Origin of the sequence: Mycoplasmopsis columbina (assembly GCF_900660685.1) — a bacterium.
Taxonomy (GTDB): domain Bacteria; phylum Bacillota_I; class Bacilli_A; order Mycoplasmatales; family Metamycoplasmataceae; genus Mycoplasmopsis; species Mycoplasmopsis columbina.
Genome location: NZ_LR215041.1, coordinates 758,427 through 776,661, shown reverse-complemented (window position 1 = coordinate 776,661; position 18,235 = coordinate 758,427). Strand labels below are relative to the sequence as shown.

The window sequence follows — 18,235 nt, the reverse complement described above, 5'->3', positions numbered from 1 at the left end:
ACACTAATATTAATAAACTTAATTTAAATTAATCACATATTGTTTATAAAATGTTTTTTAAACTTAGTTATAAACAAAGTTATCCACAACAAAAATACCTATAGATAAGAAGAATAAGTTATTTTTAAACAAAAATAAACATTAAAAAAATATGCATGTGGAAAACATCTTTTTAAAATGTGAAAATTAAGTTTATTTCAACATTAAATTTATTATTTTCTATAATTAAAAATATGACAAATCAAGAACAAGAGATTCTTTTATTCGAAGGAAAATTTACAAAAATATTAAGTGGTGGTCAAAAAGCAGATTGAAAGTATACATTTGCTTTATTTAAAACCAAAAATGATTTAATTCCCGTTTATTTAAAGAATCAATCAATTGATTTTGTTACTTCTTATTTAATTGAGTGTAATTTTAATTCTCAGAGAAACACTTATAACCTTATTTCCTTGGAAGTTCTTAAAATGAGCGAAATGGAGTTAGAGTCAATTGTAGTACATGAAGTTAAAGGTTTAGGACCTAAAACAATAACAAAGATTAAAGAAAAATACGGAGTTGATTGATTAAAAAATATAGAAAATAATGATTACTATTCTGATATTTTGAAAGAAAAAGTAGTCGAAGAATTAAAATTATTTTTAGAAAAATTTAACAATGAAACATATTCTTTTTTTGTAAGTAAAGGTTTAACTTTGTTATATGAGAAAATTAAACAAATTTTGAATAAAAATAATTTTCTTGAAGAACTAAAAAACACAAATGTCTATGATTTATATTTTAATTTTGGAATTACGTTTAATGAAATACATAAATTAGCTATTTCATTGTATGCCGATAATTTTAATGAATTAAAAAGAGATTGGATTTTACAGTCAGTTATTCTTTATTATTTTGATTTAACTTTTATGAATAATAGTACTTTAATTCCTTATAAAATAGATGAATTAGAAGAATTTGTAAATCGTTATATTGCATGCAATATAGAATGAATAAATAATACTGTAGCAAAACTAGTTGCTCAAGGTGACTTAATTTTCTATGATGAATTACAAAAATTAACAACAACAAAGATATTTAAAAAAGAAGAAAATATTTTAAATTCTTTAATCAAAATTAATAAAAAAAATTCATTTATAGTACCGAAGAATAAACCAAATAATCTTTCTTTAAAACAAGAACAAGCTTTTATGCAAGCTATGGAAAGTAGTGTTTCAATTATTTCTGGTTTTCCCGGAACGGGAAAATCTTATTTAATTAGTAAAATTTTTGAAGAATTAAGTAACCACTATAGCGAGAAAAAAATTCAGGTTTTAACTCCAACAGGTAAAGCGGCTGTTAATTTAATAACATCAAAAAATATTGATGCAAGAACTATTCATAGCTTTTTAAAAATTAAAGACGCAGAAGAATTAAATTTCATTGATACAAATGAAAAAGATGTTGAAGTTTTAATTATTGATGAATTTTCAATGGTTGAGATTAATTTGTTCAATTTTTTATTAAATTCATGTCCAAAATTAAAAAAAATAATTCTACTAGGTGATGCTTACCAATTACCATGTATTGGACCGGGAAATCTTTTGGAGGATTTAATTAATGTAGAAATTTTTAATACAACTATTCTTGATGAAATTTATCGAACTGATAAGAAAGATATAGTGGATTATTTCTTAGACATTAAATCTAATAAATTTCCTCAATTGTCTAGCGAATCAGTTAAATTCGAAGAATTAGAAATTGGAAAATATTCAACAAATATAACGAAATATTATTCACAAAAAGTAGCAGAATATGGAATAGATAATGTAATGGTTTTAATTCCAATTAATTCCTTAATAGATGAAACAAATAAAATTTTACAAAAATGATATATTGATAATTATTATCCAAATTCAGTTTCTTACCCGGTATTTTTTAACAATGGAGAATTATTTTTAAATGATAAAGTTATTCAAATAGTTAATAACTATGATAAAGATGTTTTTAACGGCGAAATAGGCTATTTTATAGGCTTAAATGATGCAGGAAACTTTATTATAGACTTTAATTCTAAACATGTTGAATATGAATTAAAAGAAATAAAAGAAAACTTAAAACTTGCTTATGCAATTAGTGTGCATAAGTTTCAAGGTTCAGAAGCAGTTTCAATTATTTTTCCAGTTTTTTCAAAGTATAAACATATGTTGAACAATAAATTGATTTATACGGCCACTTCAAGAGCAAAAGAAGATTTATTGATTTTAGGTAATTTACATCTTTATAAAACTCAAATAGAAGATAAAAATAATAATTTAAATATTGAAACAAATTTGCAAATATTAGGAAAAAATATAAAAAATAAATAAAAACAAAATTTAATTTTTCCGTTTTTTTTGTAAAATTACAAAATTTTTTAAATTTGGCTAAAATGTATAATTAAATAATTAAAATAAACATTATGAAGTAATATGAAGGAAAAGACATGGAAACAAACAAACAGGCAACAAGAGATCAGGAAAAAGCAAATTTGTTCAAAGTTATTTGACAAGTAGCTAATAAACTTAGAGGCGGAGTAACAGGGTGAGATTTTAAACAATATGTTTTAGGATTTTTATTCTATCGTTTTATCTCAGAAAATTTTGAAAATCATATAAACTATGATTCAGACGGAAATAAAACAGACGATTATTCTCTATTGAAAGATGAAGATGTAGATAATGATGATATTAAAAGAACATTAATAGAAGAAAAAGGTTTTTTCATTTATCCAAGTCAATTATTTAAAAATGTTAGAAAAAATGCAGAAAACAACCCCAACTTAAATGAAACACTTCAAAAAGTTTTTAATGCAATTGAAAATTCTGCAAAAAGTACAGAAAGCGAAGAAGATTTTATTGGATTATTTGCCGATTTAGATTTCAATTCAAACAAATTAGGTTCAACAGTCGAAGAAAGAAATAAAAAACTTATTTCAATTTTAGATGCTTTTGGTTCAGTAGATTTAGGTTCTTTTAAAGATAACACAATTGACATTTTTGGTGATGCTTATGAATATTTAATGGCGATGTATGCAAAAGAAGCTGGAAAATCAGGAGGAGAATTTTTTACTCCACAAGAAGTTTCAGAACTTTTAGCTAAGTTAGCTATAGATGGAAGAAACAGTATTAATAGTGTTTATGATCCAGCTTGTGGTTCAGGATCATTACTTTTAAAATTTGCAAAACTTTTAGGAAAAGAAAATATTGCATCAGGATTTTATGGCCAAGAAATAAACATTACAACTTTTAACTTATGTAGAATTAATATGTTTTTACATGACATTAACTTTGATAAATTCAAAATTAGAAGAGGGGACACTTTATTAAAACCACTGCATTTAGAATTTAAACCTTTTGATGCTATTGTGTCTAATCCTCCTTATTCAATTTCTTGAGAAGGAAACGATAACCCAGTTTTAATTAATGATGAAAGATTTGCGCCTGCAGGTGTATTAGCTCCTAAATCAAAAGCTGATTTAGCTTTTGTTATGCATTCATTGCATCATTTAGCAGAAAATGGAACAGCAGCTATAGTTTGTTTCCCTGGTGTTTTCTATCGTGCTGGAGCAGAACAAGAAATAAGAAAATATCTTGTTTCTAATAACTATGTTGATACATTAATTCAATTACCAGATAATCTATTCTATGGAACAAGTATTGCTACAACTATTTTGGTTCTTAAGAAAAATAAAAAAGACAACAACGTCTTATTCATAGATGCAAGCAAAGAATTTAACAAAGTAAGTACTAAAAATGTCTTGATGCCAGAACATATTGAAAAAATTTATGATGCTTACCATAACAGAAAAGAAATTCAATACTTTTCTAAACTAGTTTCATTAAAAGAACTCGAAGAAAATAACTACAAATTAACTGTTTCAACTTTTGTCGAACAAAAAGATGAAAGAGAAGTTATTGACATTAAAGTTTTAAATGCACAAATTAAAGAAATTACAGCAAGACAAGAAGTTTTAAGAGCTGAAATTGACAAAATTATTGCAGAAATTGAAAGAGAATTTTAATTTTCGTTTTTTATAAAGGTTTAAAAATGAATATTAAAACAAAAAAAGTTCTTTTGAAAGAATTGGGCATTTTATCTTCCGCAGGAGTTGATAAAAAATAGTAAATGGAGAAAAAGAAATAATTTTATTGAATTATATGGACGTTTATAAGAATCCAAAAATTACTTCTGTGATTCCATCAATGAAAACTACTGCTAGTAATAAAAAAATTTTAGATTGTAGTATAAAAAAATTTGATTTAATGATTACTCCAAGCTCGGAAACAAGAGATGATAATGTAAGAACAGCTGTTGTTATTGATGAATTAGAAAATGTTGTTTATAGTTATCATCTAATGAGATTTAGACTGTTTAATCCAAATTATTTTGTTGCTTCATATTTGCATTATTTATTCAATAGTGCAAAATATAGAAAAACTTTTTATAAACTTTCTCAAGGTAGTCAAAGATTTGTAATATCAAAGAGAGATTTAGAAAATTTAGAAATTGAATTACCTTCCGATGAAGAAATTAAAAGAATAGTTCAAATCTTAGATACTTTCACCCAATTTTCAGCGGAGCTGAAGGCGGAGCTGAAGGCGCGAGTCCTTCAGTACGACTACTACCGTGATCTTTTGCTATCTAAAAAATCTCTTTTTAATGAGTATAAGTTAAAAGATGTTGTTAAATCTATTTCTATAGGTTTGAACCCTAGAAATAATTTCAAACTAAATGAAGATGATTCTAACAATTTTTATGTGACTACTAAAGATATAAATGATGGAAAAATAATTTTTAATGAGAAAACAGACAAAATATCAGATTATGCAAAAAAAATAATAAATAAAAGATCTAAACTAGAAAAAGGAGATATTTTATTTTCTGGAATTGGAACAATTGGAAAAATAGCAATAGTTAATGAAGACCCTAATAATTGAGATATAAGCGAGAGTTTATATTCAATAAAGCCAAATACAGAAATTATTTTGGGAAAATATCTAAAATATGTTTTAGAAACATCAAAGATTAAAAATATTTATAAAAATTTATTACAAGGATCTACTCTACAAGGGTTAAGAAAAATAGATTTAGAAAATATTAAACTAATAATTCCTTCTCTTCAACTACAAGAAAAAATAGCGTATGTACTTGACAATTTTGAGATGCTCTGTCAAGATCTAAACATAGGTCTTCCCGCAGAATTAGAATTACGTAATAAACAATACGAATATTATCGCGATAAACTTCTTTCATTTGCCGAAGGTACCTTATCTCTCGATCTAGAGAGAGAGAGAGAGAGCATCTATTAAAGTTGATTGAATTTATAGTAAGTGATTTAACCAAATCCACTATAAATTACAATGATTCGGACAATGAAAAAATAGAAAATTACATTCAAATTACTAAAGGTGTTCAATTAAATAAAACAGAAATGATTGAAAATGGTCAATATCCAGTAATCAATGGTGGCACATCACCTTCAGGATATTATGATCAATATAATCAAAATGCAAATAATATTGTAATTTCTCAAGGAGGAACTTCTTCTGGTTATGTTGATTGGATAACAACACCATTTTGAGCTAGTGCACATTGCTATATAGTTAATTCAAAAGATGAAAATAAATTATTAAATAAGTATCTTTATTTTGCTTTAAAAAACAATGAAAAATATTTAATGGATCAAAAACAAGGTGCAGGCATTCCTTCATTATCTAAAGATGTAATAAATAGTTTAAAAGTTCGAATTCCAAATTTAAATATTCAGAATCAAATTGTTCATATTTTAAACACTTTTAATGAATTAACTAACGATCTTCAAAATGGCCTTTCCGCAGAATTAAAATTACGTAATAAACAATACGAATATTACTGTGATAGACTAATTTCATTTGCCGAAGGCACATTATCTCTTGATCTAGAGAGAACATCTATTAAGACTAATAGAAATTTTTAATTTATTAATTGAAACTTTAAATTCAAATAAAAAAAATTCTTTACCAGTAAAACACTTGTTTACAGCTAAAAGAGGAAAAGTTATATCTAAAAATCAATTGCTTTTAAACGATTCTTATTCTGTATATTCATCTCAAACAATCAATAATGGTGAAATAGGTAAAATAAACACTTATGGTTTTGATGGTTAATATATAATTTGGACAACAGATGGAACTAAAGAAAGTAGGAACAATCTTTTATAGAAATGAAAAATTTAATATTAGAAATGTTTGTGGTCTTCTAGAAAAAACGATAATTTAATTGATTTGAAATTTGCATACTATTTTTTAAAACTTTTTTCCACCAAATTATGTAAATAAAGCAAATAATAATTACAAATTGATGCCAAATGTTTTTGAACAAATAAAAATTCCAATCATTTCTATTTGTAAACAAAAAGAAATTGCTTATAAATTAGATACATTCGAGAAATATATCAATGAAATTAATGGATTGTCGCCAAAAGAAATAGAATTAATTGAAAAAATTTATAATTATTTGAGAGAAAAATATTCAATTAAAAATTAAGGAAAAAATAGAGATATGAAAGAATTAGATAAAATTCATTATAAAGAATTTATATTGAAAGAAGTTGTTAAATTTAAGCGCGGAACTCCACTAACAAAATCTAAAGCAATAGAAGGCAATATTCCAGTAATAAATGGAGGAGTCAAACCTTCTTTTTATCACAATGAATCAAACAGAGAGAAAAATGCTATAACAATTTCTCGTGTTGGAACAGCAGGACAAGTTTTATTTTGAGAAATGCCGATATTTGTTTCAGATTCTTGTTTTACTATTGAAACATCTAATAACGAAGTACTTTTACAAAAATATCTTTATTATTTTTTAAATTACAAACAGAATGCAATCAAAAATAAACAAGTAGGAACGGTTCTAAAACAAGTTTATCCAAAAGATATAGAAAATTGAAAACTTTTGTTGCCACCAATAAAAAAGCAAAAAAGAATAGTTCAAATTTTAGACACATTCACTCAATTTTCAGCGGAGCTGAAGGCGGAGCTGAAGGCGCGAGTCCTTCAGTATGACTACTACCGTGATCTTTTGCTATCCAAAAAATCTCTTTTTAATGAATATAAATTAAAAGATGTCGTTTTATTTCAAAAGGGTTCAACCTCTTTAAAACCAGAAAAAGGTAATAAGTATCCCATAGTTTCAGGTGGCGTAAAAGAGTCGGGATGAACTAATCAATCTAATAGAAAAGAAAACATGATTACAATAACCTCTTCTGGAAGTGCCGGGTATGTTGCTTTTTGAAAAACAAAAATATACGCATTAGACTGTTTTACAGTAGAATCCAATAACTCTAATTTAAATCAAAAATATTTGTATCATTGATTTAAAAATAAACAAAATGATATATATAAATTGAAAACAACGGGATCAATTTCCCATGTTTATTCAAAAGATATAGAAAATTGAATCATAAAATTACCTTCTCTTCAACTACAAGAAAAAATAGTTCACATTCTAGATAATTTTGAAATGCTTTGCCAAGATTTAAACATAGGCCTCCCTGCTGAATTAGAAGCACGTAATAAACAATACGAATATTATCGTGACAAACTACTTTCATTTGCCGAAGGCACATTATCTCTCGATCTAGAGAGAGAGAGAGAGCATCTATTAAAGTTGATTGGATTTATAGTAAGTGATTTAACCAAATCAGCTATAAACTACAGTTATTCAGAAAATGAAAAATTAGAAAACTATATTCAAATCACTAAAGGTGTTCAATTAAATAAAACAGAAATGATTGAAAACGATCAATATCCAGTAATCAATGGTGGCACATCGCCTTCAGGATATTATGATCAATATAATCAAGATGCTAATCAAATTACAATCGCTCAGGGTGGATCAGTTGGATATGTTGATTGAATGACAACACCATTTTGAGCTAGTGCACATTGTTATATAGTTAATTCAAAAGATGACAACAAGTTATTAAATAGATATCTTTATTTTGTTTTAAAAAACAATGAAAAATATTTAATGGAGCAAAAACAAGGTGCAGGTATTCCGTCATTATCCAAAGATGTAATAAATAATTTAAAAGTTTGAATTCCGAATTTAAATATTCAGAAGCAAATTGTTAATATTTTAAACACTTTTAATGAATTAACTAACGACCTTCAAAATGGTCTTCCAGCCGAACTTGAAGCACGTAATAAACAATACGAATATTATCGTGACAAACTACTTTCATTTGCCGAAGGCACATTATCTCTCGATCTAGAGAGAGAGAGAGAGAGAGAGCATCTATTAACACTAATAGAAATTCTTAATTTATTCATTGAAAGTATAAATTTAAATAAAAATGATTATTTAACCGTAAAAGATTTATTTATAGCGAAAAGCGGAAGAATAATTTCTAAAAATGAATTAGTGAAAGAAGGTATTTATCCTGTATATTCAGCACAAGTTACTAATAACGGAGAAATGGGAAAACTTAACACATATGATTTTGATGGTGAATATTTAAGTTGAACAATTCATGGTTATGCTGGTGAGATATTTTATAGACAAGGAAAATTTAGCGCCACAAATGTTTGTGGCTTACTCAAAAAAATTAATAGCAATGTTGATATTAGATTTGCCTATCATTATTTAAGGCAAGTTGTGCCTAGTTATGTAATTAAAAAAAGCGGTAGACAAATGTTTATGACAAATGAAATATACAAAGTCAAATTTCCAATAATACCATTATATAAACAAAAAGAAATTGCCTATAAATTGGATAAATTTGAAAAGTATATCAATGAAGTAAATGGCATATTACCTGAAAAAATAAAATTGATTGAAAAACTTTATAATTATTGGAAAGAAAAAATATTGTAATCGCTTAAAGGTAAAAAAATGAAATCTGATATAAAAAAATACAAGTTAAAAGAAATAGGATTTTTCTTTAATGGATTGAAATCAAAAACCAAAAATGATTTTATAAATGGGAATAAAAAATATATTACATTTTTAAATGTAAATCAAAACCCTTCTATAAAAATTGATGAATTAGAAACAGTTTATATAAAAGATGGTGAGAATCAAAATAAAGTTATGTATGGTGATTTACTATTCACAACTTCATCTGAAAATAGAGAAGAAGCAGGAATGAGTTCAGTTATTAATTTTATTCCAAAAGAAGATATCTATCTTAATAGTTTTTGTTTTGGTTTTAGATTTAATGACTTGTCTTTAATTGATGTAAACTATATAAAACATTTATTCAGAAGTTATTACATTAGAAAAACAATATCATCATTTGCAAACGGTGTTACAAGATTCAATATTTCCAAAAAAGAATTAGAAAATCTCGAAATTCAATTACCTTCAATTAAAAAACAAAAAAGAATTGCAGAAATTTTAGATACTTTCACTCAATTTTCAGCGGAGCTGAAGGCGGAGCTGAAGGCGGAGCTGAAGGCGCGAACTCTTCAGTACGACTACTACCGTGATCTTTTACTATCCAAAAAATCCCTTTTTAATGAATATAAATTAAAAGATGTTGTTAAATCTATTTCTATAGGTTTGAATCCTAGAAATAATTTCAAACTAAATGAAGATGATTCTAACAATTTTTATGTGACTACTAAAGATATAAATGATGGAAAAATAATTTTTAATGAGAAAACAGACAAAATATCAGATTATGCAAAAACAATAATAAATAAAAGATCTAAACTAGAAAAAGGAGATATTTTATTTTCTGGAATTGGAACAATTGGAAAAATAGCAATAGTTAATGAAGACCCTAATAATTGAGATATAAGCGAGAGTTTATATTCATTAAAGCCAAATACAGAAATTATTTTGGGAAAATATCTAAAATATGTTTTAGAAACATCAAAGATTAAAAATATTTATAAAAATTTATTACAAGGATCTACTTTACAAGGGTTAAGAAAAATAGATTTAGAAAATATTAAACTAATAATTCCTTCTCTTCAACTGCAAGAAAAAATAGTTCACATTCTTGATAATTTTGAGATGCTTTGTCAGGATCTAAACATTGGTCTTCCCGCTGAACTAGAAGCACGCAATAAACAATACGAATATTACCGCGATAAACTTCTTTCATTTGCTGAAGGCACATTATCTCTCGATCTAGAGAGAGAGAGAGAGAGAGAGCATCTATTAAAATTGATTGAATTTATAGTAAATGATTTAACCAAATCAGCTATAAATTACAATTATTCAGAAAATCAAAGAATAGAAAACTATATTGAAATTACTAAAGGTGTTCAATTAAATAAAACAGAAATGATTGAAAACGGACAATATCCAGTAATAAATGGCGGAACTTCGCCTTCTGGATATTACGATAAATATAATCAAGAAGCTAATCAAATAACTATTGCTCAGGGTGGGTCAGTTGGATATGTTGACTGAATAACAACACCATTTTGAGCTAGTTCACACTGTTATATAGTTAATTCAAAAGATGAAAATAAATTATTAAACAGATATCTTTATTTTATTTTAAAGAACAATGAAAAATATTTAATGGAGCAAAAACAAGGCGCAGGTATTCCTTCATTATCTAAAGATGTAATAAATAATTTAAAAGTTTGAATTCCAAATTTAAATATTCAGAATCAAATTGTCAATATTTTAAACACTTTTAATGAATTAACTAACGATCTTCAAAATGGCCTCCCCGCTGAACTAGAAGCACGCAATAAACAATACGAATATTACCGCGATAAACTTCTTTCATTTGCTGAAGGCACATTATCTCTCGATCTAGAGAGAGAGAGAGAGAGAGAGCATCTATTAACACTAATAGAAATTCTTAATTTGTTAATTGAAACTTTAAATTCAAACAAGACAAATTATTTATCTGTAAAAGATTTGTTTATAGTTCAATCAGGAAAAATTATCCCAAAAACTAAAATGATCAATGATGCGAAATATCCAATTTATTCTGCGCAAACATTAAATAATGGTGAAATAGGCAAAATAAATACTTATGATTTTGATGGTGAATATATCACCTGAACAATGTATGGACAAGCAGGAACAGTGTTTTATAGAAATGATAAATTTTCAATAACTCATTTATGCGGGATATTAAAAAATAATAATCAATTAGTAGATACAAAATTTGTTTATCATTATTTAAAACTTAATGCTCCTAAATATTCGCTTATTGGAAGTGGCAGATCAACATTATTAATAGGAGAATTTTCAAAAATTAAAATTCCAATTATTCCTATTTATAAACAAAAAGAAATTGCTTATAAATTAGATAAATTTGAGAAGTATATTAATGAAATTAATGGATTATTACCAAAAGAAATCAAATTGATAAATAAACAATATAATTACTATATAGATGAATTATTAAATTTGGAGTAAAAGATGATTAAGATAAACCCTTTATCTATTGGAGAAAACGGCACAATTGTTGAATTATTTGAGCCTATTGAAAAAAGATCTAAAGAATATCAAAGTGAAAAAGATTTAGAAGACTATTTCATAAAAGATTTAGAACAATTAGGATACACTCACGAAAAATTTAAAGATGAAGATGCATTGAAAAATAATTTAAGAATTCAATTAGAAAAATTGAATAATTTTTCGTTTACCGATAATGAGTGAAAGACTTTTTATAATGATGTTATAGCAAATGAAAAAGACACAATTGTTGAAAAAACAGAAAAAATTCAAATGCACGATAGATTTGTATTGAATTTGGACAAACCTTTAAATGGCATTAATTTTAAAAATATAATGCTTATTGATAAGGAAAATTTAAACAATAATAATATTCAAGTTATTAATCAATATGTTGATAATTCAGAAATCAAGCATCGTTATGATGTTACTATTTTGGTTAATGGTTTACCACTTGTTCATATTGAATTGAAAAGAAGAGGTGCTTCTTTAAAGGATGCGTTTAATCAAATTGAACGTTATCAAAAGAAATCATTTTTTAATGGCTCTGGATTATTTAACTTTATTCAAATTTTTGTAATTTCTAATGGCACACAAACCAAATATTATTCAAACACCACAAGAAAATTAGCATTAGACAGTAGACAAAAACAAGTGTTAAATTCGGGTGAAAAAGTAACTTTGAATTCTTTTGAATTTACTAGTTATTGAGCAGATATTAAAAACAATAGAATTAGTGATTTAGAAGATTTCACTTATTATTTCTTTCCAAAGAGAATTATTCTTAACATCTTAACTAAATATTGTGTTTTCACTGAAGAAAAAAACCTTTTAGTCATGAGACCATATCAAATAGCCGCGACAGAAAAAATTTTGAGCAGAATTAAAGTTGCACTAAAGAACCCTATCCTTTTAGGAAAACATCAAGGAAGATCTTTAGGAGGGGGTTACATCTGGCATTCCACAGGATCAGGAAAAACCTTAACTTCCTTTAAAACAGCGCAATTGGCAAAAAATATTGATGAACTTGATAAAGTAATGTTTGTAGTTGATAGAAAAGATTTAGACTATCAAACAATTAGAGAATATGAACGTTTTCAGAAAGGGTGCGTAACAGGAAGCAGAAATACGAATGCTCTTAGACAGGCTCTACAAAGCAGTGATCCAAAAAACAAGGTAATTGTTACAACAATTCAAAAACTTTCTTTATTAATTGAGTCAAACGAGGATAAAAAATTAGGTGATAAAAAAATTGTTTTCATCTTTGATGAATGTCACCGTTCACAACACGGTGATTGAAATAGAAAAATTAAAAACTTTTTCAAAAAACACATTATGTTTGGATTTACTGGAACACCTATTTTCTCAACAAACAGTAATAGTAAAGACAAGATTTTAAATCTTACAACAGAATTAATTTTTGGTGATTTACTACATACTTATACAATTGCCGATGCCATTGCAGATGGAAATGTTTTAAAATTCAATGTTCAATATAACACTCTAGTTAAAAATTTTGATCAAACAGTGCCGTTTTCGCAATTAACAAAAGATTATTATGACGATCAAAAAAGAATTAAAACAATTGTTTCTTATGTTTTGGACAATTTTGATCGTAAAACTATGAGAGAAAACGGAACATTTGGTTTTAATTCAATGTTTGCAGCTCAATCTGTAAAAGCGGTTCAACTTTACTATAAAGAATTTAAAAAACAAATTAAAGAAAAAAATTTAAGTCTAAGAATAGCTTCAATTTATAGTTTTGAACCTAATGATGAAGATTTAATTAACGGTAGTGCATTTTTAGAGGATATTGATCAAGATTTTGATATAGATAGATTAAATGTATCAGCCAAAGAATTTTTAGCAAAAATTATTAAAGATTACAACGAACAATTTTCTACTCAATTTTCAATTTATGGTGAATCTTTTGAAAATTACTATAAAGACGTTTCAACAAGAGTGAAAAAAAGAGAAGTTGATATTTTATTAGTATGTAACATGTTCTTAACAGGTTTTGATGCTCCAACTTTAAATACTTTATGAATCGATAAACAACTAGATTATCATAATTTAATCCAGGCTTATTCAAGGACAAACAGAATTTACAATTCATCTAAACCGTGCGGAAACATAGTGGCTTTTAGAGATTTAGAACAATCAACAATAAATGCTCTAAAGTTGTTTGGTAATAAAGATGTAGAAAATATTTGTTTAATAAGAACATTTAAAGAATTTTTTGAAGATGGATATTGAGTAACAAATGAAAGACTTCAGACTCAAGAATGAAATCCAAGTTATAAAACAAGTATTCAAGAACTAAAAGAAAAATATCCTCTTGAAAATTTTGAAAACAATGAGAATACTGAAGAACAAGAAATTGATTTTATTAAAAAATTTGGATACATTTTAAGATTAGAAACAATTCTTAAATCATTTGATGAATTTTATTTAGAAGAAAATCGTATTTTCCAAAATAGAGAACGCCAAAATTATCAAAGTTGATATCTTGATCTTAAAGAAAAATATAGAACATATCCAGATAAAAAAGAAAAATACAATATTGAATTTGAAGTTGAAATTTTAAAACAAAATGAGTACGATGCCTTTGCAATCAATAAAATAGTTGCTGAAGATCTTCTTAAATACAAAGATTATTCAAAAACTTTAAGAGAAATTTTGATGCCATATATTAAATCTAATGATGGGCTAAGAAGTAAAGAAGACTTATTAAAAGGATTCGCACAATTATTTCAATCAAAAATTGTAGAGGGACATAAACCTGATGATATTAATCAACTTTGAAAAGAATATGTAATGGAATGAGAAGAGAAAGAGTTAAAAGAAATAATTAAACAAAATAACTATAGAGAAGAAAAAGCAATTGCTTTTATGAAAGATTCTTTCAGAAGAGGATATGTTAAAGAAACAGGAGTTGAATTAGGCGCAATAGTTGGCGGAAGAATCACTGATTCTGGACCAAATGGAAGAATTGCAAGAAGAGAAAAAGCGTATGAATTATTTCAAAAACATTTTGAAAGATTTGCTGATGCTTATAGAATTAAAAACTAGGTTAAAACTTAGTTTTTTTATTAATTTTGTAAAAAATTAAAAAAATTCAAATACTAAACATATTTAAATATAATTAAAGAATGAAATTAATAGTAGGTTTAGGAAATCCAGGTAAAGAATATCAGTTTACTAGACATAATGCAGGTTATTTGGTAATTGATAAAATTCTTAATAAACTAGATTTAAAGTTAAATAAAGAAAAATTTAATGGTAGATTTGTTCTCACAGATGATTTAATAATAGCCAAACCAGAAACATATATGAACAATTCAGGAATGTTTGTGCAAAATCTTTGCCAGTTTTACAAAATTAATCCAAGTGATGTAATTGTTATTTATGATGAAAAAGATTTTGAACTAGGTCAAGCAGCAATTAAAATTGGTGGTTCATCTGCAGGGCATAATGGAATTGAAAGTGTGAGAGTTCAATTAAATAATAATGAATTCAAAAGACTAAGAATAGGAATAGGAAGCAGTAGAACTATACCTTTGAGAAATTATGTTTTATCAAACTTTACTCTTGAAGAAATGCCAATTTTTGAAGAAGTGGCAAATGTTGCAGCAGATGCAGCAATATCTTTTGCTTTTAATGATATTAAAGTAGTAATGGATAAATTCAATGTCAACAGAAAGAAAAAAAATATTACTGGGAATTAGTGGTGGTCCTGATTCAATGTTTTTGCTTTATTGAGCTATAAAAAAATATAAAAAAGAAAATTTAATAGTTAACACAGTTAATTATAACTATCGAAATGATTCGCATGAAGATGTTGCAATAGTCAGAAAATTTTGTTTAGAAAATCAAATTCTTTTTTTGGAAAAAGATTTTTTTTATCATACTGATGAGAGATATCAAAAAGAAAATTTTGAAAAACTTGCTCGCTGTGATCGTTATGATTTTTTTAAAGAAAATTATGATAAATATAATTGTCAAAAATTGTTGTTAGCACATCATAAGGATGATTTTTTGGAAACAACGATAATGCAAAAAGACGCAAAGAAAAAATTATTTTTTTATGGAATTAAAGAAAAAACACTTTTGCAAAATATGCTTGTTTATAGACCTTTTATAAAAAAATATTTTAAAAATGAAATTTTAGAATACTGTCAAAAATTTAATTTGCCTTATCATCTCGATTACACGAATGAACTACCTATAACAACAAGAAATAAAATTAGATTAAAACTAAAAGAGTGAAGTTCAAAAGAAAAAAATAGCTTTATTAAACAAATCAACAAAGAAAACAAAATAACCCAAAAAATCTATAAAAAAGCGTTAAAAGAATTACAAGAATGAAAAAAAACATCTTATGAACAAAATTATTTTAAAAATTTAAAGTACAAAATTGAAATTTTAGTAATTCTTTTACATCAAAAATTTCAAGATCTGAATTTAAGCAGCGGAAAATTAGAAAACATTAAAAATTTTATTCTTTCATCTAATCGAACTAGCAAATTTTTATTAAAAAACAACCTATATTTAATCAAAAATAAAGGTAAATTAAGTTTTTAAAATAATAATATAATTATTGAATTAATACAAAGAAAGGAACTTTATGAACGAAACACAGAATAAAAGAAAAAATATAACTTGATTAGTTTTATTAATTCTTCTTATCGTGGGTGTTACTTTGTATTTTGTAATTTCAAAATTTACACAGTCAACACAAGTTATAAATATTCAAGGTTTTAATAATCAATTACTTGAAGCATTAAAATCTAATACAGATAACACGTACTTACAAAAACTGCAAATTGATAATTACATAGGTACTGTAAGTTATGAATTTGTTCGCGAAGGAAGAATAGTTGGATTATTTCAAGCCAATATTGGTCGTGGACTAGCTTCTCTCCTTGGTTCTTCAGAAGCAATTAAAGGATGAGAATTAAATGGAACATTAGTAAGTTCGCTTAATGGTTGAAGTCCTGAAACTGTTTATTCAACAGTGCTTACTTATGCTACAGGAGGTACACATGGTACTGATGTAATTTCTCCTTCATTCTATTATGTGCCTCTTCCAGTACAAAATAATTCAGTATTTACAAACATTATTGTTTCAATGATTCCTACTTTAATTTTTCTTGTCATTATGTGACTATTATTCAGAGGCATGATGAAAAGAAGCATGAACATGATGGGAACTGTTGGAGAAGACAAAAATCCTGCAAAGAAAGTAAAAAGTGACAAAACATTTAAAGATATTGCAGGTAACAAAGAAGCTATTGAAGAAATTCAAGAAATAGTTGATTATCTTAAAAATCCTAAGAAATATCAAGTTGCCGGAGCTAGAATGCCACACGGTATTTTATTAGGTGGTCCTCCAGGGACAGGAAAAACTTTATTGGCTAAAGCAACAGCTGGTGAAGCAAATGTTCCTTTCTACTTTATTTCTGCATCAAACTTTGTGGAAATGTTTGTTGGTTTAGGGGCAAAAAGAGTTAGAACAGTTGTTGAAGAAGCAAGAAAAAATGCACCAGCAATTATCTTTATTGATGAGTTAGATGCAATTGGTAGAACTCGTGGTGCTGGTATGGGAGGAGGTCACGATGAACGTGAACAAACTCTTAACCAATTGTTAGTTGAAATGGACGGAATGAAAGAAAATAATGGTATTTTATTCTTTGCTGCAACTAACAGAACAGATGTTTTAGACCCTGCTCTAACACGTCCAGGTCGTTTTGATAGAACTATTACTGTTGGTTTGCCTGATGTAAAAGAACGTAAAGAAATTTTAGAATTACATGCTAAAGGTAAAAGACTTGCTCCAAATATTAATTTAGAAAAAGTTGCAAAAAGAACTCCTGGTTTCTCAGGGGCTCAATTAGAGAACGTAATTAATGAAGCTTCATTACTAGCAGTAAGACAAAATCATGATTTAATTGATTTAACTGACATTGATGAAGCAATTGATAGAGTTATGTCAGGTCCTGCAAAGAAAAATAGAGTAATTACTAAATCAGAATTAACAATGGTAGCTTATCATGAAGCAGGACATGCGGTTGTTGGTCTTAAAGTGCCAGGCGGAAATAAAGTTCAAAAAATTACCATTATTCCACGTGGTCAAGCTGGCGGATATAACTTAATGACACCTGAAGAAGAAAAATACAATGCTTCTAAAAAAGAATTAATTGCAATGATTACTTCATTTATGGGTGGTAGAGCTGCAGAAAAAATTATTTATGGTGAAGATAATATTTCAACCGGTGCAAGTGATGATATTGCTAAAGCAACCAAAATTGCAAGAAAAATGGTAACAGAGTGAGGTATGTCAGCTCTAGGACCAATTCAATTTGAAAAAGATGAAGGTTCACCATTCTTAGGTAGAGATTATCTTAAATCAGCTGGTTTCTCACCACAAATTGGTCACGAAATTGACGAAGAAGTGAGAAAAATTATGTTAGAAGCTGAAGGTAAAGCTGTTGAAGTAATTAAAGCTAATATGCAATTACTTGAATTAATTAAAACTGCTTTATTAGAAAAAGAAACCATTGTGGCTGAAGAGATTGAATACATTGCAACACACTTAGAATTGCCTGCTAAAAAAGAAACAGAACGTTTTGAGAATAAACACTACTCAATTGATGAACTTTTAACTGAAGAAAAAACAGATGAAAGTACTAAAAATCAAGAAGAAAAATAACCAAATATAGCGAGAAAAAATCGCTATATTTTTATTTTTGTTATCTTATATAATGTTAGTACCTTTATTTTTTATACTTATTAGTAC

General features: G+C 26.5%; 11 protein-coding genes. All 11 read left to right on the top strand.

All coding sequences use genetic code 4. The features are described 5' to 3' along the window. The first annotated feature begins 233 nt into the window (after window positions 1-233). The 11 genes from EXC37_RS03215 to ftsH all read left to right on the top strand — a co-directional run bounded on the left by EXC37_RS03215 (window position 234) and on the right by ftsH (window position 18,148). Window positions 234-2,348 carry an ATP-dependent DNA helicase gene (locus tag EXC37_RS03215; RefSeq protein WP_029892049.1) on the top strand — a complete coding sequence of 705 codons (2,115 nt, stop codon included), beginning with the start codon at window positions 234-236 and terminating at the stop codon, window positions 2,346-2,348. Between the two features lie 116 nt (window positions 2,349-2,464). Next, window positions 2,465-4,042 (top strand): type I restriction-modification system subunit M, encoded by a 1,578-nt coding sequence (locus EXC37_RS03210; RefSeq protein WP_029892050.1) that lies wholly within the window; start codon window positions 2,465-2,467, stop codon window positions 4,040-4,042. A gap of 136 nt (window positions 4,043-4,178) precedes the next feature. Continuing rightward, window positions 4,179-5,330 carry a restriction endonuclease subunit S gene (locus tag EXC37_RS03205; RefSeq protein WP_129693850.1) on the top strand — a complete coding sequence of 384 codons (1,152 nt, stop codon included), beginning with the start codon at window positions 4,179-4,181 and terminating at the stop codon, window positions 5,328-5,330. 2 nt (window positions 5,331-5,332) lie between these two features. Further along, window positions 5,333-5,977 carry a restriction endonuclease subunit S gene (locus EXC37_RS03240; RefSeq protein WP_197722247.1) on the top strand — a complete coding sequence of 215 codons (645 nt, stop codon included), beginning with the start codon at window positions 5,333-5,335 and terminating at the stop codon, window positions 5,975-5,977. A gap of 383 nt (window positions 5,978-6,360) precedes the next feature. Continuing rightward, window positions 6,361-6,546 carry a restriction endonuclease subunit S domain-containing protein gene (locus EXC37_RS03195; protein WP_029891734.1) on the top strand — a complete coding sequence of 62 codons (186 nt, stop codon included), beginning with the start codon at window positions 6,361-6,363 and terminating at the stop codon, window positions 6,544-6,546. A gap of 15 nt (window positions 6,547-6,561) precedes the next feature. Continuing rightward, on the top strand, window positions 6,562-8,880 hold the full coding sequence (locus tag EXC37_RS03190) for a restriction endonuclease subunit S (protein WP_129693849.1): 2,319 nt from the start codon (window positions 6,562-6,564) through the stop codon (window positions 8,878-8,880). A gap of 18 nt (window positions 8,881-8,898) precedes the next feature. Then, window positions 8,899-11,397 carry a restriction endonuclease subunit S gene (locus tag EXC37_RS03185; RefSeq protein ID WP_129693848.1) on the top strand — a complete coding sequence of 833 codons (2,499 nt, stop codon included), beginning with the start codon at window positions 8,899-8,901 and terminating at the stop codon, window positions 11,395-11,397. Window positions 11,398-11,400: 3 nt separating this feature from the next. Beyond that, complete coding sequence (locus tag EXC37_RS03180) at window positions 11,401-14,508, top strand: type I restriction endonuclease subunit R (protein WP_029892112.1); 3,108 nt, start codon at window positions 11,401-11,403, stop codon at window positions 14,506-14,508. 80 nt (window positions 14,509-14,588) lie between these two features. After that, on the top strand, window positions 14,589-15,164 hold the full coding sequence (gene pth / locus EXC37_RS03175; protein ID WP_006608353.1) for an aminoacyl-tRNA hydrolase: 576 nt from the start codon (window positions 14,589-14,591) through the stop codon (window positions 15,162-15,164). Then, entirely contained in the window at window positions 15,127-16,020 is an 894-nt protein-coding gene (gene tilS / locus EXC37_RS03170) for a tRNA lysidine(34) synthetase TilS (protein ID WP_029892113.1), read from the top strand. The genes pth and tilS overlap by 38 nt, the downstream gene beginning before the upstream one ends. A gap of 43 nt (window positions 16,021-16,063) precedes the next feature. Continuing rightward, a complete protein-coding gene (gene ftsH / locus EXC37_RS03165) occupies window positions 16,064-18,148 on the top strand; it encodes an ATP-dependent zinc metalloprotease FtsH (RefSeq protein WP_029892114.1) in 2,085 nt (694 codons plus the stop codon). Window positions 18,149-18,235 lie beyond the last annotated feature (87 nt).